This is a genomic window from uncultured Gimesia sp. (genome assembly GCF_963976445.1).
In the GTDB taxonomy this organism is placed as follows: Bacteria; Planctomycetota; Planctomycetia; order Planctomycetales; family Planctomycetaceae; genus Gimesia.
Genome location: NZ_CAXBKP010000002.1, coordinates 99277 through 125128, shown reverse-complemented (window position 1 = coordinate 125128; position 25852 = coordinate 99277). Strand labels below are relative to the sequence as shown.

At 49.5% G+C, this 25852-nt stretch carries 26 protein-coding genes; 10 read left to right on the top strand and 16 right to left on the bottom strand.

The genetic code is table 11. From position 1 onward, the window contains the following. Positions 1–99: 99 nt before the first annotated feature. A complete protein-coding gene (locus tag AAC022_RS03020) occupies positions 100–2289 on the top strand; it encodes an FdhF/YdeP family oxidoreductase (protein WP_339727841.1) in 2190 nt (729 codons plus the stop codon). A gap of 36 nt (positions 2290–2325) precedes the next feature. Here AAC022_RS03020 and AAC022_RS03015 read toward each other — a convergent pair whose 3' ends face one another. The 7 genes from AAC022_RS03015 to AAC022_RS02985 all read right to left on the bottom strand — a co-directional run bounded on the left by AAC022_RS03015 (position 2326) and on the right by AAC022_RS02985 (position 10024). Continuing rightward, positions 2326–3015: a phytanoyl-CoA dioxygenase family protein gene (locus tag AAC022_RS03015; protein WP_339727838.1), complete on the bottom strand. Its 690-nt coding sequence runs from the start codon at positions 3013–3015 to the stop codon at positions 2326–2328. Then, positions 2990–3316 carry a hypothetical protein gene (locus AAC022_RS03010; RefSeq protein WP_339727836.1) on the bottom strand — a complete coding sequence of 109 codons (327 nt, stop codon included), beginning with the start codon at positions 3314–3316 and terminating at the stop codon, positions 2990–2992. Before AAC022_RS03010 ends, AAC022_RS03015 begins: the two co-directional genes overlap by 26 nt. A 69-nt stretch (positions 3317–3385) precedes the next feature. Next, complete coding sequence (tam, locus tag AAC022_RS03005; protein ID WP_339727834.1) at positions 3386–4162, bottom strand: trans-aconitate 2-methyltransferase; 777 nt, start codon at positions 4160–4162, stop codon at positions 3386–3388. Between the two features lie 170 nt (positions 4163–4332). Beyond that, positions 4333–7407: a GAF domain-containing protein gene (locus AAC022_RS03000; protein WP_339727832.1), complete on the bottom strand. Its 3075-nt coding sequence runs from the start codon at positions 7405–7407 to the stop codon at positions 4333–4335. Positions 7408–7647: 240 nt separating this feature from the next. After that, positions 7648–8181, bottom strand: coding sequence for a hypothetical protein (locus tag AAC022_RS02995; RefSeq protein ID WP_339727831.1), 534 nt, complete (start codon positions 8179–8181; stop codon positions 7648–7650). Positions 8182–8776: 595 nt separating this feature from the next. Beyond that, positions 8777–9166 carry a hypothetical protein gene (locus AAC022_RS02990; protein ID WP_339727830.1) on the bottom strand — a complete coding sequence of 130 codons (390 nt, stop codon included), beginning with the start codon at positions 9164–9166 and terminating at the stop codon, positions 8777–8779. A 117-nt stretch (positions 9167–9283) separates the two neighbouring features. Continuing rightward, positions 9284–10024, bottom strand: coding sequence for a helix-turn-helix domain-containing protein (locus tag AAC022_RS02985; protein ID WP_339727829.1), 741 nt, complete (start codon positions 10022–10024; stop codon positions 9284–9286). Between the two features lie 90 nt (positions 10025–10114). On the opposite strand from AAC022_RS02985, the gene AAC022_RS02980 reads away from it, so the two are divergent. Genes AAC022_RS02980 through AAC022_RS02970 form a run of 3 tightly spaced genes read left to right on the top strand, consistent with a single transcriptional unit; the run spans position 10115 to position 14500 of the window. Next, positions 10115–11659 carry a sodium:solute symporter gene (locus AAC022_RS02980; RefSeq protein WP_339727827.1) on the top strand — a complete coding sequence of 515 codons (1545 nt, stop codon included), beginning with the start codon at positions 10115–10117 and terminating at the stop codon, positions 11657–11659. Beyond that, entirely contained in the window at positions 11656–13239 is a 1584-nt protein-coding gene (locus tag AAC022_RS02975; protein WP_339727824.1) for an FAD-dependent oxidoreductase, read from the top strand. Before AAC022_RS02980 ends, AAC022_RS02975 begins: the two co-directional genes overlap by 4 nt. A gap of 13 nt (positions 13240–13252) precedes the next feature. After that, a complete protein-coding gene (locus AAC022_RS02970) occupies positions 13253–14500 on the top strand; it encodes an exo-alpha-sialidase (protein WP_339727822.1) in 1248 nt (415 codons plus the stop codon). A gap of 4 nt (positions 14501–14504) precedes the next feature. Here the strand turns inward: AAC022_RS02970 and AAC022_RS02965 are convergent, their stop codons facing one another. From AAC022_RS02965 to AAC022_RS02955, 3 genes are all read right to left on the bottom strand, one after another. Further along, entirely contained in the window at positions 14505–14855 is a 351-nt protein-coding gene (locus AAC022_RS02965; protein WP_339727820.1) for a DUF6122 family protein, read from the bottom strand. A 97-nt stretch (positions 14856–14952) separates the two neighbouring features. Then, positions 14953–15201: a histidine kinase gene (locus tag AAC022_RS02960; RefSeq protein WP_339727818.1), complete on the bottom strand. Its 249-nt coding sequence runs from the start codon at positions 15199–15201 to the stop codon at positions 14953–14955. Positions 15202–15261: 60 nt separating this feature from the next. Then, positions 15262–15438: a hypothetical protein gene (locus AAC022_RS02955; protein WP_339727816.1), complete on the bottom strand. Its 177-nt coding sequence runs from the start codon at positions 15436–15438 to the stop codon at positions 15262–15264. 410 nt (positions 15439–15848) lie between these two features. Between AAC022_RS02955 and AAC022_RS02950 the strand changes: the two genes are divergently transcribed. Both AAC022_RS02950 and AAC022_RS02945 read left to right on the top strand, forming a co-directional pair. After that, complete coding sequence (locus AAC022_RS02950) at positions 15849–16097, top strand: hypothetical protein (protein ID WP_339727814.1); 249 nt, start codon at positions 15849–15851, stop codon at positions 16095–16097. 251 nt (positions 16098–16348) lie between these two features. Next, positions 16349–17119, top strand: a complete 771-nt coding sequence (locus tag AAC022_RS02945; RefSeq protein WP_339727812.1) for a DUF1559 domain-containing protein — start codon at positions 16349–16351, stop codon at positions 17117–17119. Between the two features lie 144 nt (positions 17120–17263). Here the strand turns inward: AAC022_RS02945 and AAC022_RS02940 are convergent, their stop codons facing one another. Further along, positions 17264–17524 (bottom strand): SRPBCC domain-containing protein, encoded by a 261-nt coding sequence (locus AAC022_RS02940; protein WP_339727809.1) that lies wholly within the window; start codon positions 17522–17524, stop codon positions 17264–17266. 204 nt (positions 17525–17728) lie between these two features. Here AAC022_RS02940 and AAC022_RS02935 point away from each other — a divergent pair, with 204 nt between their 5' ends. Beyond that, positions 17729–18796: a DUF1559 domain-containing protein gene (locus AAC022_RS02935; protein WP_339727807.1), complete on the top strand. Its 1068-nt coding sequence runs from the start codon at positions 17729–17731 to the stop codon at positions 18794–18796. A 374-nt stretch (positions 18797–19170) separates the two neighbouring features. Further along, the gene (locus AAC022_RS02930; RefSeq protein ID WP_339727805.1) at positions 19171–19758 is read left to right on the top strand and encodes a hypothetical protein; all 588 of its coding nucleotides are present in this window, start codon (positions 19171–19173) and stop codon (positions 19756–19758) included. Between the two features lie 191 nt (positions 19759–19949). On the opposite strand, the gene AAC022_RS02925 is transcribed toward AAC022_RS02930, so the two are convergent. From AAC022_RS02925 to AAC022_RS02905, 5 genes are all read right to left on the bottom strand, one after another. Then, positions 19950–20354, bottom strand: a complete 405-nt coding sequence (locus AAC022_RS02925; protein ID WP_339727803.1) for a hypothetical protein — start codon at positions 20352–20354, stop codon at positions 19950–19952. A gap of 631 nt (positions 20355–20985) precedes the next feature. Continuing rightward, positions 20986–21486, bottom strand: coding sequence for a host-nuclease inhibitor Gam family protein (locus tag AAC022_RS02920; protein ID WP_339727801.1), 501 nt, complete (start codon positions 21484–21486; stop codon positions 20986–20988). After that, a complete protein-coding gene (locus AAC022_RS02915) occupies positions 21464–21994 on the bottom strand; it encodes a hypothetical protein (protein ID WP_339727799.1) in 531 nt (176 codons plus the stop codon). Before AAC022_RS02915 ends, AAC022_RS02920 begins: the two co-directional genes overlap by 23 nt. Further along, complete coding sequence (locus AAC022_RS02910) at positions 21991–22263, bottom strand: hypothetical protein (protein ID WP_339727798.1); 273 nt, start codon at positions 22261–22263, stop codon at positions 21991–21993. The genes AAC022_RS02915 and AAC022_RS02910 overlap by 4 nt, the downstream gene beginning before the upstream one ends. 114 nt (positions 22264–22377) lie before the next feature. After that, entirely contained in the window at positions 22378–22665 is a 288-nt protein-coding gene (locus AAC022_RS02905) for a hypothetical protein (protein ID WP_339727797.1), read from the bottom strand. Positions 22666–22726: 61 nt separating this feature from the next. Here AAC022_RS02905 and AAC022_RS02900 point away from each other — a divergent pair, with 61 nt between their 5' ends. Together AAC022_RS02900 and AAC022_RS02895 are read left to right on the top strand one after the other, a co-directional pair. Continuing rightward, on the top strand, positions 22727–22924 hold the full coding sequence (locus AAC022_RS02900) for a hypothetical protein (protein WP_339727796.1): 198 nt from the start codon (positions 22727–22729) through the stop codon (positions 22922–22924). Positions 22925–23254: 330 nt separating this feature from the next. Beyond that, positions 23255–25798, top strand: a complete 2544-nt coding sequence (locus tag AAC022_RS02895) for a hypothetical protein (RefSeq protein ID WP_339727795.1) — start codon at positions 23255–23257, stop codon at positions 25796–25798. The last annotated feature ends 54 nt before the right edge of the window (positions 25799–25852 follow it).

The following is a 25852-nucleotide window of genomic DNA, read 5'->3' as shown; positions in this document are numbered from 1 at the left end:
TTTTTGTCTAAAGTATGAAAAATACTTGAAGACGAAGAAGACGATACAGATACGGTTCACTGCAGTGTGCTCCTGATGAACAACAAAGGAAGGCGAAACGTGAAAGCTCCACGTAGCGGCGGCGGTTGGAAAGCAATCAAATATAGTCTGACACTGGCAAATAAAGTCGGCTGGTGGAAACTCTGGAAAGCCATGCGTACCAAAAACGCCTGTAAAACCTGTGCCGTCGGCATGGGCGGCCAGAAGGGGGGCATGGTGAATGAAGCAGGACTGTTCCCGGAAGTCTGCAAAAAATCGTTCCAGGCCATGTCGTCCGATATGCAACCTGCGGTCGCCAGTGATTTCTTCGCGAAATACAACCTCGACCAGTTACGTTCCTTTTCCTCCCGTAAACTCGAATACAGCGGCCGCCTCACCGAACCACTATTACTTTCTCCCGGTGAAGACCACTACAAACCCATCTCCTGGGACGCCGCCATCGACCTCGTCGTCGACCGTCTGAAAGCAGCCGGCCCCGAACGCGCCTTCTATTATGCCAGTGGCCGTTCCTCCAACGAAGCCGGTTTTCTGTTCCAAATGCTGTCCCGATTAATGGGCACCAACTACGTCAACAACTGCTCATTCTACTGCCATCAGGCCAGCGGCGTAGGCCTTGGTTCCAGTGTCGGCACCGGAGCCGGTACCATCCGTCTCGAAGATCTGGAACACACCGACCTTTATATCTTGATCGGTGCCAACCCGTCTTCCAACCATCCACGTCTGATGAAAGCCTTCATGGAAATCAGGCGGCGGGGCGGGAAAGTTATCGTCATTAATCCCGTCAAAGAACTCGGGCTGGTCAATTTCAAAGTCCCCAGTGACGTCCGTAGCCTGCTGTTCGGTTCCAGCATCGCCTCGATGTATGTGCAACCCCACATTGGTGGTGACCTCGCATTGTTGACTGGTATCGCGAAAGAAGTCCTCGAACGTAACGCGCATGACACCAGCTTCATTACCGAACACACCGAAAATTTCGAAGCCTTCAAACAACAGGCCGAGAACACCAGCTGGGACGACATCGTCCAACAAAGCGGCGTTGATAAAGCCACCATTCAGAAAATTGCCGATCAATATATCTCCGCCAAAAACGTCGTCATCGGCTGGTGCATGGGTATCACGCATCACCTGCACGGCACGAACAGCGTGCAATCCATCGTTAATGTCTCCCTCCTCAGAGGCATGGTCGGCCGTCGCAAGGCAGGTCTGATGCCGATCCGCGGGCATAGTAACGTGCAGGGTCTCGGCTCCGTCGGCGTCACACCCGGCATGAAACAGGCGATGCTCGAACGCTTCGAAAGTCAACTCGGCATTAAGATCCCCACAACTCCCGGCTACGACACGATGGCCTGCATGGAAGCCTCACACCGGGGAGAAATGGATTTCGCCTTCTGTCTCGGCGGCAACCTGTATGGCAGCAACCCGGATACGAAATATGCGCTCGAAGCCATGAGCCGCATCAAAACGACGATGTATCTCTCGACCACATTAAATACAGGGCACGTCTGGGGCACCGGCAAGGAAACCTTAATCCTGCCCGTTCTCCCCCGCGATGAAGAACCGCAATCCACAACGCAGGAATCGATGTTTAGCTACGTCCGCATGAGTGATGGCGGCCCATCTCGATTCGAGGGTCCGCGTAGTGAAGTCTCAATCCTGGCGGCCATCGGTCAAAAACTCTTCGCGGGTGACGACCGCATCGACTGGAAAAAACTCGAAAGCCACTCCGCCATCCGCGAACTGATCGCCGATCTGATACCCGGCTACGAGAATTTGAAAGAAACGATCCAGTCAAACAAAGAATTCCACGTTACCGGCCGCGCCTTTGAAGAATACCAATTCCCTACCGAAAGCGGCAAAGCCAAATTCCACGCCATCCCGCTTCCCGATCTTCCCACTGATGAACACCAACTGCGTCTGATGACGATCCGCTCGGAAGGCCAGTTCAACAGCGTCGTCTACGATGAAGAAGACCTCTACCGCGGCCAGGAACGTCGCGATGTGATCCTGATGAACCGAGCCGACATCGACCGCCTCGGCTTCAAACCCGACCAACGGGTCAAAGTCAAAAGCGAAGCAGGGGAGATGCCCTACATTCTGGTCCGCGAATTCGACATCCGCGCGGGCAATACGCTGATGTATTACCCCGAGGCCAACATCCTCGTCCCACACACCGTCGATCCACTCTCGAAAACACCGGGTTTTAAAGGCGTGCCGATTACACTCGAAGCGGAAGCTGCTGTGACGACTTGAACAAACGTCCGCGAGACGATTCAAGACGAACAAAGGTCATGTCCACCACAGCCCCTCCGGCAACTTGGCGGCCGAATAGACCACATGCAATACGCGTCGTCGCTGTGGCAATTTTGCTGATCGGGAGCGATGGACGAGCAGGGGGCGCATCAAAAGCACATCGCCGAGACCAGCAGGGCAGAGTTCAAACGACTCTTCTTCAATTAGTGCAACCGCTGCTTCACTCAGCCGATCCTGATGACTACCCGGCACCACTTCCAGCGCCCCGTTTCTCTCTGGGCATTGATCCAGGTGAATCCGTACTGCCAATAGTTCCCGCTGGAAATCAACGGGCGGTTCCACATATTGGACACTTGCTTTGGTGGACCAGTTTGTCCAACGCGGATCATCGGTGCTGCCGGCAATCGGTATAAACAGATCCTGATGCGGCGGCACAAACCAGTTCGCCCCCGGCAGCTTATCAAACAACGTGGCATTCACCAGTTCCGCCGTCCCGCCCAGGGCTTCACTCGCTAACGTAAAGAGTCTTCCCTGTTCCAGCAGAGGCCTCAATCTTGGTAACTGCAGATGCACATTTCGAATCGCAAATCGGGTTCCATTTTTCCGCTCGCGAAAACTGTCCGCAGGCGCTGTATCCAATTCCTGTTCCCATGTCGAAAGATCTTGCCTGATGAAAACCTTCGGCAGTCGTTCGTAGCCATCACATTCGAGCGTTTCGTAGTTCACTGCTGATTTCCCGGGATTTCAATGTTTGAATCAGGCTGCCCGTAATCAATGATAAAAGCACCAGATAAAAACAAATCATCGTTGCTACCAACAGATACGTCAACAGGAGCCACGTGGAATATTGCCCCGTATTATAGAGGCCAATATTTTGAAATAACCCGACGACATAACTCGCTATAAAGACAAAATAGACGATTGCAGTGATCCCAATACCGCCAGCCTTAAGACCACATCGGTAAACACCGTAACTGCCTGTCACCCATAGCAGCGACAAGAAGAAGAAAATCAGGTACGCCATCATATTCACCCAATAAACAAAAGAAGATTGTCAACCCGTTTCATAGCAACAGCCACTTCTCGGATCTCGATTTCAGTTTGACTGATACGCCACAATAAATAACCTTCGAAACGGAAACAGTACTTTACCATTCTGCTGAATCGGATAAGCGTCCCGATATCGCGCCAGCAGTTCCTGTTCAAATTGAGACCGCTGGTCATCGTCAGCCAACGCTTCCAGGTACGGCCTGAGTCCCGTCCCCCGAAACCATTCCAGAATTGCTTCCGCACTCTCCATAATATGAATGTACTCGGTTTCCCACAGGTCTATCTTCGTAGTGAGCGGTGCCAGCAGATCATAATAAAACGACCGCGATCCCGTCGCGAGCCTCTGACGCGCATTTGCCGTTGCGTCTTTCCACTGGAGAAGCTCAGAGACGTTAACCACACACTGGTGCAGGGGAGAACCATAATGCGCCGGCAGCTGCACTGCCAGTGCGCCACCGGGATTGAGAAAACGCACCAGCCGAGGAAATACCGTTTGATGATCGGGCACCCACTGTAGCACTGCGTTCGAAAAAATCAAATCGAAATTCTCTTCCGGCTCCCAGGTGGTCACATCCGCCTGAAACCAGTTGACCTCCGCATTCGAAGCCTGTGCGGTCTCCAGCATTTCTGCAGAACTGTCTAACCCGCTGAGTCTTGCTTCCGGAAATCGTGACGCCAGCACAGCCGTACTGTTACCGGGACCACAGCCCACATCCACAATCCGCCCGGGAGATTCGAGCTGTATCCGAGCCGCCAGATCAACAGCCGGTTGTGTCCGTTCCCGTTGAAATTTCAAATATTGATCCGCATCCCAGACAGGCATTCCCGTGTTTCCTCACTCAGCCATTGATGTTTCGACAGCCACTGATGCATCAGCCAGAGACTCTCATGACAAACTGAGGACAACTTTGAACCAGAACAGGTTCGCTCGTAGCACACAGAGAAATAACAAAGTCTCAGTCTGCCGGCCTATTCCATGGTCATCATTTTCTATTAGAAGTTCTCGCATTGACTGCGATCGAGAACCATTCGAATTTTCTGAGACAAAACCTCCATCTTCGTCGGCTTCTGGATCACTTCAACGTGGGCTCCCTCACTTGATTCCGGAACGTCTCCTGCCATGCCAGTCAAATAAATCACCTTCAGCTCAGGATCCAGCTCTTTCAGTTGTTTTGCCAGTTGCTGTCCATTCATTTCTGGCATATTAAAATCGGTTAACAACAGTGAGATCTTTCCCTCATGAGAGCTGGCAGCCTGAATCGCTTCCTGCGGCCCCGATGCTTTGATGACAGAGTAACCAGAAGCCTTAACCAAAGCAGCCACTGCAGACAAAACCATTGCTTCATCATCACAGACGAGAATCGTCTCGCCACTCCCCAAAGTGGGAGTCTTAGAAGCTGTGATTTCTTCCCTTTTACTTATGACTGAATTGCCCTGAATCTGAGGCAGGTAGATCCGAAATTCGGTTCCCTCACCCAACAGACTCTCGACGGAAATAAAACCACCCGTATTGGAAATATCACGAAATACCGTGGAAAGGCCCAGGCCGGTCCCCATTGTAGCCGGCTTGGTCGTGAAAAAAGGCTCGAAGATCTGTTCGACCGTTTCAGGAGACATCCCGCAGCCATTATCCTTGACCGATAATTGTGAGTAGGAGCCGGGAAGTCGGTGCAATTCACTGGACACAGGGGCCTTGGAATATTCCACATTCTGAGTACTGATGCTGAGTGTCCCTCCTGCGGGCATGGCATCACGGGCATTGACAACCAGATTCATCAGAGCCTGTTCAATCTCACCTTCATCCGCCCAGGCAGATTTGGTATCCGGACCCAGTTCCAAATTCAGAGTAATCGAATCACCCAGTATTCGCTGCACGATGCTCTGGTTATTTGAAATCAGCAGATTGAGATCAACCCACGAAGTATTCGGCTCTTTCTTGCGTCCGAACGCGAGCATCTGTTTCACTAGTTCTGCAGCACGTTCGCCTGACTTCTGGATATCCTTTAAGGGCTCTCGAAACCCTTCCGGAATTTCGTCTTCCGGTGTCAGCTGCATCAATTCCGCGTTCAAATTGATGCCGACAAGAATGTTATTGAACTCGTGGGCCACTCCGGCCGCTAATTGCCCGATGGCTTTCATTTTCTGGCTGTGTTGCAGTTGAATCTGCAGTTGTCTGTTCAGTTCGTTGGCCTGTTTCTCCTCTGTGATATCTTTAATCATCAGCAGCAGCAATGGTTCCTCGGCTCTTTCGATCAACCAGGCGGAACAATCAATAAATCGCTTTTCCCCACTTTTGACTCGCAGCACGGTCTCCTGATTATAAACCAGCCCGTTTTGACCTACGCTGCTGACGATTTCCCCCCAACTCGCTGGATCGGTATACATGTTGAGGTCCTTCATCGTTTTTCCGATGACCTCTTCGCGGGTATACTGTGTGGTCTTTAGAAAAGACTCATTCACATCCAGCAGATTACCAGTCTTCAAATCGACAATCCCCTTTCCGATGGGATTGAGATGAAAGATCTTTGAAAAACGTTCTTCTGAAATCCGTAAAGCGTTTTCATTGCTTTTACGACTGACCTCATTTCGATAGGCACTTAATAATGTCCCGCCGGTGACGAGTAGAGGCTTTAAAAAATCTACCTGCTGTTCATCGTATCCTGATGGCCGATTCGCGATCCCCGCGATACCGATTAAATCCCCCTGGGAATAGATCGGCAGTGCCAGAAACGAGTCCATATCGTCAACAGTATGATTGGGCACGAGCCCCCCCAGCCGAACATCTTCCGCTGGCTGATTCGAAATCATCGCCTCTCCAGAAGTCATCATCTGACCAAACAACCTATCCAGATGAAAGAACTCCAGTGCCGGGAATAACGGCCCCGTGTCGCCCGCCGGTAATTCCTCACCCCGGGAGACTTTCATACTTGCGCGCGTCTTCAACCACGGGAGGCCCTCTTCAGTCTCCAGGACCTCTCCGATGAATCCATATTCGCTGTCGGAAGTATTCAGTAATGTTTGCAACAGATCTTCAAACACTTTATCCGGATTTGAATCGGTAATGTAATGAGCCAGGAGTTTACGAATGGATTCAATCAGATTAATCGAAGTACGCAGCTCCTCTTCATATAAGACCTGCTTGGTAATATCGGTTCGAACACCTGCGATCCCTCCTTCAGCAGTCTTTTGTTCCGAAATCAGTAGCCAATGGCCATTTCCCAATTTTTGCCGCAAGCTTCCAGTCGGATTCTGGTGCTGCTTGAGCCGCTCCTGTACCCATTCTTCTTCACGTCCCACGGCCTCTGCAACCTGTCCGCGTTGAGCTGAAATTCGAACATGATCTTCAAACCGTTGACCGGGGACCAGCAGATCTGCACTCTCCTGATAGATCTCGCGGTATTTGGAGTTGCACATCACCAGTCGGTCTTCGCCATCATATAACGCAAACCCCTCAGTCAGAGATTCGATCGCTTCGGTCAGTTGAACACGTAACTGATGAGATTCCTGTTCGCTTTTCTGCAAACTCTCTTCGAACCGGGAATGCTCAATAGCAATCGCTGCCAGATAGACAGCCTGCTCAATCAGACGAAGGTGAAAGGGACTGGGTTTACAGGGCTTGTGATAGTAGATTGCAAACGTCCCCAACACGTTCCCCGTCGAGGAACGGATCGGCGCGGACCAACAGGCACGAAGGTTATGCTTTAACGCCAGGCCCTTGTAGTTGGCCCATAATGGATCAGTGGCGATATCGAAGACATCGATTCGTTGATTCCGAAAAGCGGCTGAACCGCACGACCCCTCGTTGGGACCAATTTTAGAACCATCGATATTGCGGATGTAGTCAACCGGCAGATTGGGAGCAGCACCGTGCCTGAGTCGGCCTTCAGCATCAAGCAATAAAATCGAACAGACCATTTCCTGACTGCTCGCTTCAATATACTCTACCAGAGTCGTCAGGGTCTCGTGGAGGGAACCACCTTTGCTGATCAGTTCAAGGACAATTTTGATATCAGGCAAGGCTTTGTACGACTGCTGTTGCTCAAGCACCTCAATACCATCTTGATTCATCTATCCGTTTTCCCATTTTAATAGAAAATTTGACGAACGCACTTACCAACTCTCTTTTGCCTGTGATCGATCTCTCACTAAACTCAAATCACACGGAAAACTTCTTTAGACTCCCACACAATTCCAGACTCAATTTCCAATAGTATGTGTCCCCAGTCTCTCTCCCCAGTCTCTCATAGACATCTTAACAAACACCTGACGCCATGTGATAGAGTCTCCCTGACCTCGCCGAAGACACCGTCAATTCAATTTTGCAGCACGAAGCCGAACCAGCAAGCTGCTCAACCCATTTGAGCCGAATAGGAGAAACACACCCAGAACCATACGGCAGATCAACCCAAAGAATTGTGCCTTAAACTCCACTGGCATTTGGGAATAATGACTGAAGCTATCCCATTGGGCAATTCTGAACAGAATGCTCCCGACTTCAGGGATCGTCAACGATAATACAAGAAGACCAATTGCAGAAAAGACAACCGACTGTACCTGTAGCGCTGTCATCGATCTCAGCCCATTGTCGATGGTGGTTCCGGGCAGAAGATGATTGACAATCTTCACTGCACCAAACCACAACAGGCAGCCAGCAAGCACATAAAACACAAAAGGCACCAACTGGTAATAGATCATACTGGTTTCAGGAAAAGTGAGCTCTACCTGATTGGTCTTCCAGGAAACAAAAAACAAGGTAAAAGTCGTGACGGCATACAGGGCATTCACAAGATAAAACAGACCCAGTAGCCTGCAGCCGATAAAAGCGAGTTCTTCTTTCTTCATGGTTCGTCTCTTTCTGCTTCAATTCTACTGATGCACATTCACATCACATCATACAACATAACTGTATATTATCACACATATTTTTCAGAAGTAGAGGCAATCACCTCTGACAGGTTCCGAAACGCTTTTAACTCACCAAAACAGAGACACGCAGCCCCTCCGCAGGCACACATCTCTTAACAACGAGAGCAACCAGAAACAGGATGAAAGGAAATACAAGAATCAGAGGATCAATCCCCCCCAAACAACAGTATTTCCCTGCAAATAGAACTGCGAGACCTGTTTACGATTTTCCCTCAGAAATTGGTACTCGACTTTTTAAAAGTTGGTCACGGAAAAACACCATCGGCGTTACTTCCCTGTCAGACCAGACCAACCGCCCAGTTCCTGGCTAGAGTCCGTTTGCCTGAAACCGTGCTTATCAGTTCGTCCTGTCGCTTGACCAATGTTTCCTGAATCTGCTCCGCAGCCCAGAGCAGACAACCGCATTATGGACAGCAGGCATCCCCAGCAGGCACAGAATATTCAAGTGCGACATCCGCTCCGCACAGGAGACAGTGGCTCGGTAAACCTTCAGGCGTGCGGGAGGAGATGGTCATGATTCCCCCTCTGTATTCAGTTTTTCTGTAAATCCCTGCCATTCCGGGATATTAGACCGCACGACAAACGTTTGTTCTGCCGCACGATACAGGTAAATACAACCACAGTGCGGACAGATCGCATCCATCGCCCGAACCAGTCGCAGCCTGGTTCCTGGGGCACTCTCAGATATGATCTTCATAACGATCTCAGACCAGCGTTCATCTGCCAGCCCCAGCGCCTCAGCCCCGATGACTTCACCACATTTCAGACAGACAAACTGATCCGCCAGTTTTCTCATCTTTCGCTTTTTACGTTGAGCCTGAATCAGGGAAACAGTTACGATGATCGGTAATAGCAAAATGAAGATCAGAACGATGAAACCATTGGTTAATTTCTTAAGCATGCTCAACCTGTCTGATTCCGAAATATCACCACGCAAATGCTTCAACAACAAAGAAATAGAATAACAGAATATCCCTGAGTCTGCATTGAGAATCAGCAAAGCAGTGGAATCCTAACACTATCCCGTTCCCCGATCATCCGAAGGGGGATGCCCCATTACCTGGCGATACTGTGCCGAGAACTGAAAGACACTCGCAAAGCCCAGCAGATGCGCGGCTTCTCCCACGCGAAGCCCCTCATGCTGCATCAGCCGCTGCGCAAATTCCATTCGCGCCCGTCGCAAAAACTGCTTGGGACTCATCCCCAGTTGCGTACGAAATAGTCGCCGCAGGTGAGGCTCTGATAAACCCGCTGCTTCCGCTAGTTCCGAGATCCGATAATTTTGATCCGGCGCGGCTTCGATCAGACGCTTAATTATCTGTAAACGCTCATCCAACGGGGGACTATCAGTTATTTCTGCTTCAGGAAACATCAACCGTACCGCAGCCGCCAGCAGGCAACCATCCGGGTCGCCTCGTTGTACGTGGATCGTTTTCAACAAACCAATCAGCGCCGATCTCTGTGGTTCCTGTTCCCGAAACTCAACAGCCCGTTGATCAGTCAGTCGCTCCGAAGATTGGAATTCCACAAACAGATACGACACAGGCTTCCGCTTCGAATACCGGTTTTCACGCAGCCCCGGCGAAAGCAGTCCCAGCCAGCTGGACTGCACCGCAAACTCCTCTCCGGAGATTTGAAACTCCCCACACCCCGATTCCACAAATAGAAATCGATAATGATTAATCCGCCGCGGCCGGAGGTGCAATTCCTGATGAAACCGCACTTGGTTACTGGCTATATACCGCAAAGAGTCTCCCATAGCTGCCTCTTTCCCAATGATCGTTTTTGACAAATAAATAAACGATTCCGACATTCCTTGCAAGCGAGTCGAACGCTAGGATTATTCATTATGACAAATGTGCTCCTAATAAATTCGGTCCACTTTCGCCCCCTTGACCTGGTGGTGATCGTCGTCTACCTCACACTGATGGCGGGCATGGGCATCTGGTTTTCGCGTCGCAATCAATCGACCGAACACTATTTTCTCGGCGATCGTAATTTTCCTGGCTGGGCCATCGGCCTCTCCATGCTGGGCACGTCCATCAGCTCCGTCACCTTTCTGGCATTTCCAGCCGCCGCCTATGCACTTGACTGGCGCCAGCTGATTTCCAATCTTACTCTGCCACTGGTCGCCGTCCTGGCCATCATTGTCTTTATTCCGTTTTTCCGTCGCGGAAATACCACCAGCGCGTTCGAATATCTTGGCGATCGCTTTGGCACCATCCCGCGACTGTATGGCACGCTCAGTTTCATCCTGCTGCAATTGATCCGCTTGGGTAAGGTCTTGTTTCTGGTTTCAATCCCCGTCAGTCTGCTTACCGGCTGGGACATTCGACTCGTCATCATTGGCGTCGGCATCTTCATCTCGTTCTATACCATCGCCGGCGGCATCGAAGCCGTCATCTGGACCGACGTTATTCAAACCATCGTCCTCTGGCTCGGTGGCATACTCTGTTTCACGATCATCGTTCTGCAACTTCCCGGCGGTCTGGGGCAGGTCTTCGAGGTCGGCGCCGCGCAAGGCAAATTCAACGTCGGCTCGTTTGACTTCAATCTCACCGAACGCACCTTCTGGACGGTCTCCCTATTAGGCATCATCAACTGGCTCACGATCTACTCCAGCGATCAGAACGTCGTCCAGCGTTTCATCGCGGCTCGCAGCCTCAGCGAAGCCCGCAAAGCAACTACCCTATATTCGATTCTGGCCGTCTTCACCTGGTCCTTCTTCTTCCTGATCGGTACCTCTGTATTCGTCTTCTATCAGATCCATCCCGATCCCGGAGTCAAAGGTCTTCAGGCCGACGAAATCTTTCCCTGGTTCATCCTGACGCAGGTTCCCGCGGGTCTTGCCGGCCTGGTCATATCGGGAGTGATGGCCGCTGCCATGTCGAGCCTCGATTCCTCAATCAACTCGATTTCGACCGTCATGACAGTCGACTTAATGAAACCCTGGCTCGCTCCAGGCCGCGACGATCGCTTTTATCTCCGCATGGCACGACTGATCGCGATCCTCGCTTCAATTCTGATGATCGCCGGAGCGATTTTCTTCAGTTCCATCGAAAAGGAAAGCATGAACGACTTAAGCTGGATCATCGCCTCGGTCTTCGGCGGCTGTCTGCTTGGCCTGTTCATGCTCGGTTTCTTCACCCGTCGCATCGACAACACGGCCGCCATCATCGGACTGATCGGCGCCGTCGTCGTCAATCTTTACCTCGGACTCAGTTCCGGCGGCTGGCTACCAGAAGACTGGACGCTCCCCATTCATTCCTACTGGGTCGGTCTCCTCGTCAATCTGGCGTTCATCTTCATCGCTGTTGTAGTGAGTCTCTTCCGCGGTACCAATCCACGTGAACTTCACGGCCTGACCGTCTGGACTCTGAAGGAGAAATCATGAACGTACCACTGCAGACAGACATCGCCATTCTTGGCAGCACGCCCGGCGGCATTGCGGCTGCGATCGCGGCGGCCCGCCTGGATCGCTCAGTATTGCTGATCGAACCACAAGCCCATATCGGCGGCATGTCAGCCAGCGGTCTCGGCAAAAGCGACGTCGAACGGCGTGACCTCATCGGAGGCCTGTTTCAGGAATTTACAAATCGCATCCACCAGTATTACCTCAATCAAACTGGTCCCGATTCAGAAAATGAAACGCTCTGCCAGAACGGATATTTCTTCGAACCCTCGGTCGCAGAAACGATCTTCGAGGAGATGCTCGCAGCAGAACCCCAGATCACGCTGCTCAAAAATCACCGTCTTCAATCCGCGACTAGCATTAAGAAGCGTCTAACAGAAATCAGCGTTTCTCAAACCCAAACCGGAGAACGAAAAACCATCCGGGCACACGCCTTCATCGACGCGACCTACGAAGGCGATCTGCTCGCTGCCGCCGGTGCTGAATTTCGACTGGGTCGCGAAGCCCGCGATGATTTTCATGAACCACACGCCGGTGAAGTCTACTTCGACTACCATCAGCAAACGTTTCTTCCCGGCAGTACGGGCAGGGGAGACGATCGGCTGCCCGCTTACACATACCGGCTCTGCCTGACGACTGATCCCGCGAACGCAGCCCCGATAATAGAGCCGCCCCCTAATTATAACCGTACCCACTATCTGGGGTACTTCGACGATCTCGACGCGGGACGACTCGCAGGGCCGACTTCGTTCAAACCGGGACGCGGCTACGAACCGGCTCACTTTAACACCCTGGTCCGCGCACTCAGTGTCACGCCGCTTCCGAATCAGAAAACCGACGTGAACATCAACCCGCGCCCGCTCGGTTTCCCCTTTCCGGAAGAGAACCGCGATTACCTGACCGGCGATGCCGCGACCCGTGAGGAAATCTGCACACGCATTCGCAATCTGACATTGGGACTGCTCTGGTTTCTGCAACAAGACGCACAAATTCCGGCCGAACAACGAGCACTCGCCAATCAGTATCACTTGCCGAAAGATGAATTCACCGACAACGGTCATTTTCCGTTTCAGCTTTACATCCGTGAAGCACGTCGGCTGGTTGGCGAATTCACCCTCACCGAACGGCACATCACCCATCAACCGGAGCAGGGGATCAACGAGAGTGAAACCGAAACGTTTCCCGATACCATCGCTGTTGGTGAATTTCCGATCGACAGCTTTCCCTGTCGCAAACGTCAACCCGGCGACACGATCGTACTCGAAGGTTACCTCGGCATGCTCGATCACATCACACGTCCCTACGAAATCCCGTACCGGATCATAATTCCACAAATAATTGACGGACTGATTGTTCCGGTCGCCGCATCGACCACGCACGTTGCGTTTTCTTCGATCCGCATGGAACCAACCTGGATGGCCCTCGGGCAAGCCGCCGGCGTCGCCGCACATCTGGCGATCGAACACCAGTGCTTACCCCGGAACATTCCAATTCACGAACTGCAAAACCAACTGGCCCAAGACGGCCAGGTCCTGAAACATCAGCCTGTGATTTCAAAATAAAGGAACCCAATCCATGAGAAAACACTTACACACACTGTTCACTGTTCTGACTCTGCTACTTCTGAATACTCCTTCCCATGCCGCTGATAAATCTACGTCGCCGGTCCCGGTCCTCAACCTGCCCGGTTCCGGCACCGATGTGAAAGCGATCGACTATTCCAAACTCCCACGTCTGACCGGCGAGCACACAATCATCAATCCGGCTGCTCTCGGCCCTTATCCAAAGAAATCGAATAAAGTCGACCTGCGCGACCTGCGACTGAATCTGCACAATTACCTGATTCATCATGACGGCAAGTTCTGGTGTATCTGGAGCGACGGCCCACGAATCGAAGACGAACCAACACAGGAAATCAAATACGCCACCAGCGCCGATGGCCTGCACTGGAGCAAAGCCAAGTCGGTCACTGGCACTCCCGAGAAACCAAACGCGTTCATCGCCCGCGGTCTCTGGATTCGAGATGGAAAACTCCTGACACTGGCAGCAAAATACCAGGGACACGGTGCCTTCGGACCCCCAGCAAAAAAGCAGTTGGAACTGGTCGCCTATCGCTGGGAACCCGCGCAAGATAAATGGGTGTATGAGGGACAACTGTATGACAATGCGATCAACAATTTCCCACCACAGAAACTCCCTTCAGATAACTGGATCCTGACCCGTCGCGATTCCCGGTTTAACGTCAGCGTGCTGATTGGCGGCGTCAAAGCGCTCAACGATTGGAAGTCTTTCCCCGTCGTCGGCGTCAAACAGGTCAAAGGTTTTCGCCCCGATGAACCGATCTTCTGGGTCCTGCCTGACAACAGCCTGTATGCACTCTTCCGAGACAACGGCGGCTCGCAGCGATTGTTCTTCTCCACTTCCAACGATGAAGGACGTACCTGGAAATCTCCTGTGCTCTCAAATTTCCCCAACTCCAGCAGTAAGCTCTATTCGCTACCAACCAGCCATGGCTATCGCGTCCTCGTCCTCAACGCACATCCCGCCGTCAACCGCCGCGAACTCTATCTGGCCGTCAGTCCCGACAACAAAACCTTCACCCGCCTGGCGAAACTGGAGATCCCATCGCCGGATGAATTACCTGAAGAGGTCGTATCACTAAAAAAGAAGTTCAGCGCGGGCATCGCCAGCCTGCAATACCCGCACGTCATCGAACACGATGGTTATCTCTACATCGCCTTCTCCCGCGGCAAAGTCCAAACCGAAGTCTTTCGTGTGAAGCTGTCTGATATTGATGCATTACTGAAATCAAATAACAATTGAAGGTTCAGCAAAACAGACAATGTCCACCGAGCAGACAGTCAATTCCGTCAGTCGCCAGATGCCATAAGCAGCCGACGGCGACCGCCCGCCATCTCCAGGAGGGAATGAACAACAAGACGGCATAAACGGCGGCAGCCCACCAGTTATGCAGCGGGTGAAAACCGAGACTACAGCGGTTGGGATCAAAAATGGGATCGGCCAGCAGATGATCGACGTCGATCAGCATCGTCGTCAGCATGATCAACCCCGCCTGCACCCAGTGTTCTTTCCAGAACAGCCGCGCAATCAAAAACGGCACCAGCAGGTGGCACGAATAATGAATCAGATGCCGCACGACATCAGGAACAGGTTCCATTCTATCTGTGAATCCTTAGACCGTTTTACTATATGAAATCTATTATACTTGAGCCTTACGGTCCTATATGAGAAATGAGGACTCATCTTAGTATGAGCTACTTTGCATCATACCCGAGCAGAAACTTGACCACAAACACGCCTTTGCCTTGTTCTTCGTGGCTCCAGCGCATCATTTCGGTCATGCATTCCATCAATCGATCATAGTCCCCCACAACATAAGTCGAGGTCGAACCCGCCGTCACGCGCAGATCCGAATAGCCCTGCAGTTTGGCAATGAATCCCTTGATCAGGGATTTATAGTTTTCCTGAAGCGGATACAGGCTAATTTCGGCGGTACTGATCATTGACGTCATTTCCTTATCATTAATTCCCCTGTCAGAGAGCAGGGGAGTTCCATTGCTCAATCACCCTGATCGTATCAGACACCAACAGGCTGTCAATAAACGTCTCAAAGCAACACAATGAGACAACATCATTGCATGCCAGTCATCTTGACCAGAACCACTGAGTACCGTCGCCTGTCCGGGGACGGGCAGGCGAAACTCATACATCGCGGCATCACTGGAATCGACCTCTGTCATTCACACACCTGAATTGGTTCGGCTGTTCAATCTCAACTGATTTCATGAGGCAGACTGCCCGGTTTATCCCCCGGCATGCCTGTGGTCCATGATAGTATTTACGCAACAATTTAAATATATTATTCTGCAGTGGTATCCCTCATTCAAGTCGTTTCCAGTAAACATCTTACCACCACATGATTCACACTGCAAAGGCTGCGACCTCTTTGGCGGTTACAGCAAGTGTAACAAGCGTGGAGACCGCGACTGGGGGATTTCCCCCATATTGAACTAAACCTACCCGGTGTTCATGTCGATAGTAAACTATTATTGAAACGGCAAGGCAAGTTCCTAAGCCTTGCCAGCAGGCACTTTATCAAATCATCTACCTTGACCAACAATATAAAGAGTTACCGAGAAGAGAGATTAAAATGATTGTCCGGAAAGATAAAGCTTTTACTGCTGTAACGGGAGCAGGCGAAACCATCCATATCACGAGTTACAAAAAAGTCCATCACGAGTACGACCTGAGAGTCGGCTTTTATGAAGTCGAAGATGAGAACCGCTTCCTGCTGGACGAGTCCGGCAGACCCGTCAATTGTATTGAAAAAGGGAATTATCAAATCATTGATGGCAACGAGCTCATCGACGCCGTTTCTGCTGACCCCAATGCTCTGTAATTCGAACAGACTTGCGACTTGAAGTGACCGGGTAAGACGTCTTGCTCGGTCACTTTTTTTTGTCAACCGCATTTGTCATTCCAGATGAGTTTGATTTTATAAGCTCATATACTGGCTAACATTCATTCCGCAGGACATTTCTAGTTTCTTGTTGGCCCGCGTTATTTTTTTCCTATAATGGAAACAGACTCATATTAATCGATGGCTCTGAAGCACAGATTAGAATCTCTTGCGAGGAAAGGGGATTTGAAATGAACGCCCCCAACGAGATGGCTCCGGATAAAGATAAGAAATCTATCACGCGATGGCTTCTAGATCATAAAGCCATACTGCTGATCGTCGTTCTTATTACGGCATTCGCTGTTCATTTTGTGACTCTTTTAAATAGAGCAGTCGCGAAACAACGCGCAATAAATCAGCTTCGCCATATTGGCCTCGCAGCCATCAATTACAGTTCTGGTGCGGCAGGGAATTTTCCGATGGGAGGCACAACAGACCAGGCCGGAAATCCACAACATGGCTGGATGACAACCATTCTCCCTTTTATGAAACAAGGCATACTGGCAGAACAGATCAATTATGATAAGCCGTGGACTGCACCTGAAAATGAGCACGTTTTCAAAACGATGATCCCCGCTTATCTCAATCCTGAAATTCACGACCCCCTAACGAATTCAAAAGGATATGCCCTGTCTCACTACGCAGCAAATCCACACGTATTTGGAATCAATAAGTCTGCCAATATCGGCACTATCGGTTTAGCAGGGCGGATAACAAATACAATACTCATGGGTGAGATTAACGCGAACTATCCTGCCTGGGGATCAACCAAAAACATGCGCGACCCTGCGAAAGGACTTAACGGCGGCCCTGACCGTTTTGGCAGTCCTTCAGGTGAAGGGGCTACAGTCATATTCGTTGATGGAAGTGGAAAATTTCTGAATAAAAACATTAGCCCCCTCATCCTCAAAGCAATCAGCAACCCCACCGGCAAAGGCCCCGTTCCGCCTAACGCGTTTTAGCGGGCTGAATCTAAAAGAGATTTACCAGCCGCATTGACTAGTGGAGTGTCATGTTTAAATTTGGGGTTGATAGATATTACGAGAGTGCGACAACGGAGCACGTAAACAACACCCCCAACCCTCAATTCCTAGCTTGACAAAGCACTAGTCGGGAATCTCTGGTTCAACCAGACTTGCCAGAAACGCCAGCGACTCCTGCCAGCCGAGATAGCAGGCTTCAGTAGGAATGACTGCGGGAATCCCTGCTTGAACAATGCTGAGTTCTGTCCCACAGGAGACCTGTTTCAGAATGAGCTCCATAATCCGTTTGGCCTGCTGGTCAGTTATTCCAAATTCCGAGCCCCGGAAACGGGAAATTATGGTGCAACTCACAGGAGGATGAATTGCAAAGCCGATGGCTTGCATTCACACCTGCCCCTTCGTACAGTCCGCACTAAGCCTTTGTTCTAGTTACTGGGCATTGAATGGGCCGCTGGCGTCAGCCGTCCATGGGTAACTCAAGGCAGGACGCCTGGATGATGACGACGATTCGCGTTTTCCAGGCCAGCCCCAGTTTGTGTCGGGTCGTGTTGAAACGGATTGTCAGGAATTGCACTTGGAAGGGAATCAATGATATCTTGTCACGAAAGTCGGAAACAATTGCAGCGTCGAAGTGGTTTCACTCTGATAGAACTGCTCGTTGTCATTGCGATTATTGGAATGCTTGTCTCGCTACTTTTACCTGCGGTTCAGCAGGCGCGCGCAGCCGCACGACGGGCTCAATGTAAGAATCATCTGAAGCAATTAGGGCTGGCGCTACACAATTTTGCATCGACTTACGACGGCGACTTTCCGTTGATTGGAATTCCCGCCGGTGACCCGGGTGAGTATCGCTCGTGGGCGATCACGCTGCTGCCGTATCTCGAACAGAGTAACGTTTATGAATCCTTGAAGCATAACCCGGCATTCGATTTGAGCAACGTCTCGATCCCTGTTTATACGTGTCCCGATGACGGCTCGGCATCAGGTGTACCGGGCCAATTGACCTACGTGGTCAACTTTGGCTATACGGGCCGCGGTTCATACAACGGGACCCCGACCCCAACAGGATTCATCCAAAAGCCTGGTTATGTCCATCCGGGTATCCCGTTTAGTGTCATCGCGTCAAACCGACATAATACGGAGACAGCCGACGGCGGATGGGTGACAGGAATGTTCTGGTCTGACAGGCATGTAAACCTCTCGTACGTCAGCGGTGGCGACGGTACGTCGAACACGGTTGCGATGACAGAAAATCTGTATGCCGGCAGTTGGGCGCAGACGGTAATCTATTCCGACAGCATTGTCCCGGTCTCCGGGCATACCAGCGTGTGCCAAGTCGCATTCGGCATTGGTGACGACGGCATCTGGCTGGAAGGGGAATCGTCTGTCGGTAACGACATGGCATTTCCAACGTCGCTGCAGATCATCTCAACCAATCTGGAACGTTATGGAATCAACGCGGCTGTTTCGCATTCTGCCGGCGGATTTGACCGTTTGATGCCAGCGCCCAATTCACGGCACACCGGCGGTGTGAACATGTTGTGGGTTGACGGCCGCGTGACGTTCGTCAGTGAGAACATAAACCAGGAAGTTTACGCGGAGTCACTCACCTGGAACGGCGGCAGCCAGAGCGGAAGAAATAACAAGGAATATTGATCCACTTCTTTTGCGTTCCGTTCGCACTCAAATCGATTCCTCATTCATTCCACGCAGCGATTGAACCACCCACGCGGCTGGGGACGTTGTATGTTGGTGAGCAAACAACCCGTGAGTCGCGTCGAGAGCAGGGGACGGTGAAGACCATTCGGGATCCACAACTCATCGTTTGGACTGCAATTATTTCACGGACTTGTCGATTGCGACACAGCAAGTACACCAACCGTTTTAAAAGACACCGTTTAAAATAATGACCGGGTAATAGCTGTCACCCTGGAGAGAACATCGAACCACCTTACGTCAGTTGATAATAGGCAGAAATCCTGATAGATTTAGACAGAATCAAATTCTATCTATCAATAGTTATGCCTTAAATGAACCTACAGAATGAAACACTTTCATTAGCCACTCTTGTCATTGACGACAAGAGCACGTTCAACGCAATTGGCGTCGATGTTGTGTTGACGGACTGCGTCGTTAAGAGTTCCGTTCCCGCCAGAGCTCTTAGCATACGCGCAACGTTCGTGGGCGGTGAATTTAAAGCCAACGTACAACTTAACGGCTTCTATTGGTGCGAGGCCCGAATTGAACGAGTGAAATTCAGCGGACGGTACAGCAACAACAGATTCGGGCATCTGCCCGAGTATGGCAAAAAAGGTGCAGTAGAATCGTGCGACTTCTCGTCAGCCACACTTCTCGATTGCGAATTCTATGATTGCAACGTCGATTCATTGATTTACCCTGTCTGGCCCCATCTTACGATCCTACATCCTAAGCAAGTTCTAACTGAGCTTGAGTCACATACCGTATCGCCCACGATACGCGACTTCTTTGAAATCCTTGAGTATCTTGATGATGACTGCGATGCCATTGTCCGTAATGTCGATAGTCTTGGGCTGTCGGATGATTTTCCGTATACTGAACTGCGCAGCCTCGTCTCTGCTTTGCCAAATCTTCGCTGAAAGCCGAACGATTCACCCCAATAAGCTTTACGATCCACCAGAGTATTCATACAGGAAGAGAACACGACAATACTTTCGTGAAGATTGTTCTCGATCGCGCTAATCTCTATTAAGGCCTCTTTGAATTAATGACCGGGTAACGAACATTACCCGGACATTATTTTAAACCACCTTTAGAAAGGCTGAGGACGTCATTGGGCAATCAACACTGGCCTCATCACGACCATTAACTGCTTTCCCATTTTCGGAGCACATCGATGACCTCGAGGAAGCAAAAACGTCGAACGCTCCGTGTAACTGTCTACCGCCATTCCATCCACGCGCTCATTTGAAGATTCGTAAACCAAGCTTATGCGGAGAATGTCATTGGGAAGCGCCGTCGCCAAGATGGTGCAATCCTTGTCCTTGTCGAGGCTCACGCACTTGGGCGTGGCTGCAATCAACTGTATCTCTCCGAGGTCTTTCACGGGCATGTCAACAGGGATGGAGAAGTCTCGGCGTAGCGCGGCTTCTTCCGGTGTGGTCCCGGAGCAGGAAACGGCAAGGGCTGCGAACAGTACCGCTGCCGCAATCGTGATGATGTGTTGTATGCGCATGGCGTGTGGAGCGACCTAACTTGTTATTCACCTGCATGGATTTGTTGATATATGAAGCTGATCTGGAACAAATACGTATGAAATGACCAGTTTTTGTTCAGATATGATTCCACTGCAGCTTCATCTCACACATAGGTGCTGGTTATGGTTCCAGCATGCTGTATATGATACCAGTCGCAAAAAGCATTTCAACAGGTATTTCCCATTTGGTTTGAGCCTGGAACTGCTCCAAGCATACTTCGTGCATTATTTTAACATTGCGTGTCCCCGTGCAAAACACCTGCTGAATTTTCTGTCAATTTTCACAGCCTCGCCAAGTGACAGTACCGGCTGAGGCCGGACATATTTTGTGCGCGAGCTGGCCTAATCTCTCTGATGTCCAGGAAACGAGAGTTACCCAGGCATTTTCCTTTTGCAGGATCGTTAATTAATGACTGGGTAAATGATGTTACCCGGTCATTTTATTTTCTGTCTCAGAAAATTCAAACTATAAACACCTAGTGGCCAAGAAGTATCAGCTTGAAATGCTTTTGGTAACTGGCATCATGTGCAGCGGTCTAAGACTCTAGTCAGAATCTATGTGGCATCTTATATAAACAAGGGCGTGCAGGTGAATCATAAGTCCGGTGGCTTAATGGTCAACAGCATGATGGTTCGGTCGAATCGTCTTCATCCATGTGATGAGCATCACGATCAACGGAGTTCTCAACAGCTCATCCAACATATCGAAACTAGCTTTGACGTCGACACCTTTCTTGTAGCTGATCGAGTCCCGCTGCTTGTTGAAGCTGATCGCACCGTGAGGAAACTTCTTTGTCTTCGTTTTCCCACTGATCATATTCTTCTTATTGGATTTGCAATACTTCTTCGCTAACTCTTCGAGCTGCTCGACCCGTTTCTGAATGGTCATCGTCTGATCTTCAGACTCACCAAAGTGGATGACCTTACGCTGTTCGTGTTCTTCTTTTGCGGCTTCGATCAGTTCATTGATGCGAGCGTCGACTGACTTGTTGACGGCGTTCAAGTACGACAGCTCATAAAGCACAATGTCCAGATCGTCATCAGTCTCGATCGTGGGATCGATACCGAGAAACTCTGCAGGACGAGCTTTAGCGCTTAGAGTCTTTGACATCCTGACTGCTTCCTTTCAGCATTTTGAAAGCGAGATAGATCAAGACGATCATCCCAATGATTAAAACACTCCATGTACCAAGACCAGAGCTGGTCTCATCGGTGGGAGGATTGTCGGTCTCAATGTCCGGAGCTGCGAACAATGGATCGATCTTCGGCTCTATGATCTCTGCGACCTGTGGATCAGACGCAGTTGTTTTCGGCAAAGGATCAATCTTCTCAATCAAATCCATTGCATCATCGACCAAGACTTCGGTGACTGCCGGCACTGGTGTCTTTTCAAGAACATCGTCGACGCGGATAGCTGCCTCATGGATCGCCGGCCGGATCTTGCCAACGGGATTGGCATCTGGTGCAGGGGGCTCAACAAACGGCTGATACGACTGCTTGTCTGCCTGGCAACCAGGTAGAGTGAATAAGAGCACAACGAACGCGATGATCAACACAATGACAATACAGATCGAATCGCGTATTTTTGATTCTTCCGGATCCGGATAGATCGACATCATTCGTGGTCGCTCCCGTATGGCCCCTTTTGCCAGTGAGGGGCGTACTCATTGAAAAGAGGAGTGGAAAACAGCCAGCCATCGAAAGGAGCTGGTTCGCCCTGGCCGAGCAGCTGCGGTACCGTTTGATCTGGTACTGATATGACATCGGGAGCCGGTTTGCGTTCGTACCGTTCGAAGATATTACAGCCGCTTGTTACGGTGAGTACGAGCAGCAGTGCGCCAGCGATTGAAACGAGACTGAACCGCCTGTTCGTTGCCTTTGGTCGCATCCTGTTGAATCCTTTCAACTTCTTCGAGTCGTTCGTTTTCGTCGCAGTGCTTTTTCTTAGTCCAAAAACAGAGCAGCTCCAAAACGATCGCTATGATTCGTAGAAGACCGCCCATCAGTTGCTGGTTGATTTATCGATCTTGTGACCGATCGTGGTGATACCCAGCGCGGCAGCAATGCCCATGAGCGCTTCGTTCGTTGGGATCTCACCAATCAGTAAACCGCAAACGCAGTAAAGCACGGTCAAGCCGGCGACGACGTACGTCTTCTTACCATTGAGGGGGAGCTTATCCAGCATCGTTACGGCTTCCTTGCCAGGGAAAGAAATGTTATAAAACGGAGTCGCATCCATGCTCGTCCGCTCTTGAAATTTACCGGCGATTCCCGTTCCATCAGTAGGCACCGGCTTTTTCCTTGCACGTACAATTTCGCGTTGTATCGTTTCAAAAAGTCAAGGGCAGATTATGAAGAGAAAAACAAAGCCGGTTCAGATCGAACTCGATATTGATGAATGGTGGCCGCTAAGTCGTTATGCAGCAAAAGAGAAAACATCCATTCGTCGGCTTGCAAAACAGCAGTTGATGCCGTTGATCAATGAGCTGAAAAAGAAGTTCCCGCGGGAGCCAAACAAATCATCTCCGTCGATCGACGATGTTCATTAATTGTTCACGACTTCTGGACTTGCGACCGTCTGAGCCACTGGTAGGCTCCGTGTCGCGTTCTCTCGCAGACGCGTCCGTTTGGACTTAAATGAAAAGATATCGCGTCCTGCGGCCATCCATTAATGAACAATGACCGGGTAACGGATATTACCCGGTCATTTTTGTGAGATCACGTCTTGATGCTTCGAAACTGATATACCCAGGCAATATTCAGATCGAACCTTGGGTATTTAACCTTCTCTGATTTGAAATTCGTTTAATCCAACAGTACCGTAACATATAGTCATTCGTTTACTAGGTTTTCTAATTGGATATTACAGGGTTTTAGTCATGAACGTCCCAATTGCCTCAAAGATGTTTAACAAACTAATCTCCAATTTTCCGTCAGCAGTTGCGATAGGGTGTGGCTTGTCAGGGGGGGAGATTGGTTCAAGCTGTCTCTTGTTTTGCCTGGGGGCACTTGGATTACTCACTCAAGAGCTTATCGACGACATCCAACAGGGAAAAAATATTGATACTATTCGAAAGCATGTCGAGGATGCTTTCGAATCATTAAAGCAACAACATGAAGGGATTGAATTAGTTGCAGACTTCATTGCTATTGAGAAGGATATAGATGTTGATCATTTAGGCTTTGGTGAGTCCAAATCTCCCTATTTGATAATCCATCGCTTCATTCAAGGAGAATTTGATGATTTGACAGAAGAAGTCCAGTCAATTGTTACGTCACAGACTGAACTCAAAGAAGAACTGAATGAAAGTCAGAAACGACAACTTCAGCTACTAACTGTTTGCAGAGAAATTGCAAAAACGAATCCGAAAATTGAACAAATCGAGAAGTTATCAGAAGAGAATCTTGCACTGCAAAAACAGTTACTTGCAACAGTATTGAGTTATTTCGATGATTCTGATGCGTTTTTTGAGTTAACACTTGATGAACTAAATCAACTTTCAGAACGATTCAATACGCTATTGACAGAATTTCAGATACAAAATGCAACACAACTTCCTTTGGATTTCAGAATCTATCCGAATACTGCTCACGATCAAGATATTTTTCGATTCCATTATCGAAGCAGACGAACTCGATTATTAGGTCGTGATCAGGAACTGAAGGATTTGTTGCAGTTTCTGGAACCAGACGCATCGAATCCCTTTGACTTGAAATGGTGGCTCTGGACAGGCCCTGGAGGCTTAGGGAAAAGTCGGTTAGCTTTAGAACTCTGTCTGGAAGCTCATTCAAAAGGATATCACGCAGGATTTCTGCCTACAGATAGTACAGGAGAAATCAACAAAGAGTATTTTCAACAACCTCATTTAATTATCATTGATTATACGGTTCTTCGACCGGATGTGGCATCCAAACTGATTATGCAATTAGAAACTCATAAATCATCAGTTAACGCTCCTATTCGCATTCTAATTTTGGAACGTTCTGCTGACGAAGACCGTGATCGATGGTTTCAATCATTTAGATCTCCTGAGATTAACTCTAACCGACATTTAATGGAGTCATTCAAATATGACGAACCTCGAGAATTAAAGCCACTCTCAGATAGCGCACTTTGGGAGTTAATGTGTTCAATCTTCAATGAGGGCAAGAAAGAATACAATAGTCATCAAATTGAGATTCTACAAACACTCAATTTGATTGACCCACAAAAACGGCCACTGTTCGCTATGATGACAGCTGATGCACTCTCTTCAGACGCAACAGATGATTTACAAGCTATGCGACATTGGGATCAGTCAACACTGTCAGACATGATACTTAAGAAAGAAGTCGGACGTTGGAAAATATCACAGCTCAATGATCGGTTATTGAATAATATTTTTTTCAGTACGATAACTGGAGTACAGCCCTATAAATTATTTGATGACATCAATCAATCAATCAGCGAGGAAGAGTATACATTGATTTCCGGTGATGAAATTGATCCCCAAGATTTGCAGCAAATATTTTGTTTTTCAGAAACTACTAAAGAAGAACAGATCATCCCCTATGAACCCGATATTCTTGGGGAATATTTTGTCTTACAGCGTTTGCTTTCAAAGTTGAGAATTGATAAAAAAAGAACAATGAAAAATAAACATGAAGCATCTCAATTGCTTCAACTTGCTTGGCGTCGATTCCCAACAGAAACCGCTTCTTTTCTATTCAGAACCTCACAGGACTTCCCAGATCATCCAGCAAGAGAAGTCATCGCAAAATTATCTGGCGAGAAGTGTGACGATGAGCAAGATGTATCCAGCACTACTTTTTATTTACGTGGTAGCGCATTTTACTACTTTAATTTATATTCTAGTTCTATCGCTGACTACACGCACATCATCGAAAACTTACCCGAAGCACCAGTGGAATTGGTTGCTCAGGCACTCGCCAACCGCGGCGTTATTCTTTCTCAACAAGGAGCTCTGGATCAAGCAATTGCTGACTACACGCGGATAATCGACAAACTCCCCGGTGCCCTCGTGGAGCAGGTTGTCCAGGCACTCGTCAACCGCAGCATTATCTATAGTCGTCTAGGATCACTGCAACAGGCATTCGATGACTACAGGCGAAGCATCCCCAGCCCCTTTGTGAAGCAGGCCAGCCGTGCACTCTTCAACATTTCCAATAGTTACCCGGACCATGATCAAAAAAAACTAGCGGTTGATGATTTTACACCAGTTATTGAAATCCGACCTAATGATTCAAAAAAAATAATTGCTCGTTCATTATTGAGTTGCGGTGAAGGTTACTATGAACAACAAAAGTATGACTTGGCCACGAATGATATTCAAAGAGCTTTATCAATGGATTCTTTAAATCAGGATGATCAACGGCTTGCACTAATACTTCTGGCAAAACTAATACGCAAAATGAACAACTAACTCTCAGGAAAATTCAATGTCCGGGTAACTTATGTTATCCGGACATTCTTGTTT

What these genes read in the sequence shown, in the direction of transcription:
- AAC022_RS02965 (WP_339727820.1), bottom strand. Translation starts at nt 14,855, where the DNA reads ATGGAACCTGTTCCTGATGTCGTGCGGCATCTGATTCATTATTCGTGC.
- AAC022_RS02945 (WP_339727812.1), top strand. Translation starts at nt 16,349, where the DNA reads ATGAACGCCCCCAACGAGATGGCTCCGGATAAAGATAAGAAATCTATC.
- AAC022_RS02935 (WP_339727807.1), top strand. Translation starts at nt 17,729, where the DNA reads ATGATATCTTGTCACGAAAGTCGGAAACAATTGCAGCGTCGAAGTGGT.
- AAC022_RS02985 (WP_339727829.1), bottom strand. Translation starts at nt 10,024, where the DNA reads ATGGGAGACTCTTTGCGGTATATAGCCAGTAACCAAGTGCGGTTTCAT.
- AAC022_RS02900 (WP_339727796.1), top strand. Translation starts at nt 22,727, where the DNA reads ATGAAGAGAAAAACAAAGCCGGTTCAGATCGAACTCGATATTGATGAA.
- AAC022_RS02990 (WP_339727830.1), bottom strand. Translation starts at nt 9,166, where the DNA reads ATGCTTAAGAAATTAACCAATGGTTTCATCGTTCTGATCTTCATTTTG.
- AAC022_RS03010 (WP_339727836.1), bottom strand. Translation starts at nt 3,316, where the DNA reads ATGATGGCGTACCTGATTTTCTTCTTCTTGTCGCTGCTATGGGTGACA.
- AAC022_RS02940 (WP_339727809.1), bottom strand. Translation starts at nt 17,524, where the DNA reads ATGCAAGCCATCGGCTTTGCAATTCATCCTCCTGTGAGTTGCACCATA.
- AAC022_RS03000 (WP_339727832.1), bottom strand. Translation starts at nt 7,407, where the DNA reads ATGAATCAAGATGGTATTGAGGTGCTTGAGCAACAGCAGTCGTACAAA.
- AAC022_RS02920 (WP_339727801.1), bottom strand. Translation starts at nt 21,486, where the DNA reads ATGTCAAAGACTCTAAGCGCTAAAGCTCGTCCTGCAGAGTTTCTCGGT.
- AAC022_RS02895 (WP_339727795.1), top strand. Translation starts at nt 23,255, where the DNA reads ATGAACGTCCCAATTGCCTCAAAGATGTTTAACAAACTAATCTCCAAT.
- AAC022_RS02955 (WP_339727816.1), bottom strand. Translation starts at nt 15,438, where the DNA reads ATGACAGAGGTCGATTCCAGTGATGCCGCGATGTATGAGTTTCGCCTG.
- AAC022_RS02930 (WP_339727805.1), top strand. Translation starts at nt 19,171, where the DNA reads ATGAACCTACAGAATGAAACACTTTCATTAGCCACTCTTGTCATTGAC.
- AAC022_RS02975 (WP_339727824.1), top strand. Translation starts at nt 11,656, where the DNA reads ATGAACGTACCACTGCAGACAGACATCGCCATTCTTGGCAGCACGCCC.
- AAC022_RS02915 (WP_339727799.1), bottom strand. Translation starts at nt 21,994, where the DNA reads ATGATGTCGATCTATCCGGATCCGGAAGAATCAAAAATACGCGATTCG.
- AAC022_RS02910 (WP_339727798.1), bottom strand. Translation starts at nt 22,263, where the DNA reads ATGCGACCAAAGGCAACGAACAGGCGGTTCAGTCTCGTTTCAATCGCT.
- tam (WP_339727834.1), bottom strand. Translation starts at nt 4,162, where the DNA reads ATGCCTGTCTGGGATGCGGATCAATATTTGAAATTTCAACGGGAACGG.
- AAC022_RS02960 (WP_339727818.1), bottom strand. Translation starts at nt 15,201, where the DNA reads ATGATCAGTACCGCCGAAATTAGCCTGTATCCGCTTCAGGAAAACTAT.
- AAC022_RS02950 (WP_339727814.1), top strand. Translation starts at nt 15,849, where the DNA reads ATGATTGTCCGGAAAGATAAAGCTTTTACTGCTGTAACGGGAGCAGGC.
- AAC022_RS02995 (WP_339727831.1), bottom strand. Translation starts at nt 8,181, where the DNA reads ATGAAGAAAGAAGAACTCGCTTTTATCGGCTGCAGGCTACTGGGTCTG.
- AAC022_RS02980 (WP_339727827.1), top strand. Translation starts at nt 10,115, where the DNA reads ATGACAAATGTGCTCCTAATAAATTCGGTCCACTTTCGCCCCCTTGAC.
- AAC022_RS02925 (WP_339727803.1), bottom strand. Translation starts at nt 20,354, where the DNA reads ATGCGCATACAACACATCATCACGATTGCGGCAGCGGTACTGTTCGCA.
- AAC022_RS02970 (WP_339727822.1), top strand. Translation starts at nt 13,253, where the DNA reads ATGAGAAAACACTTACACACACTGTTCACTGTTCTGACTCTGCTACTT.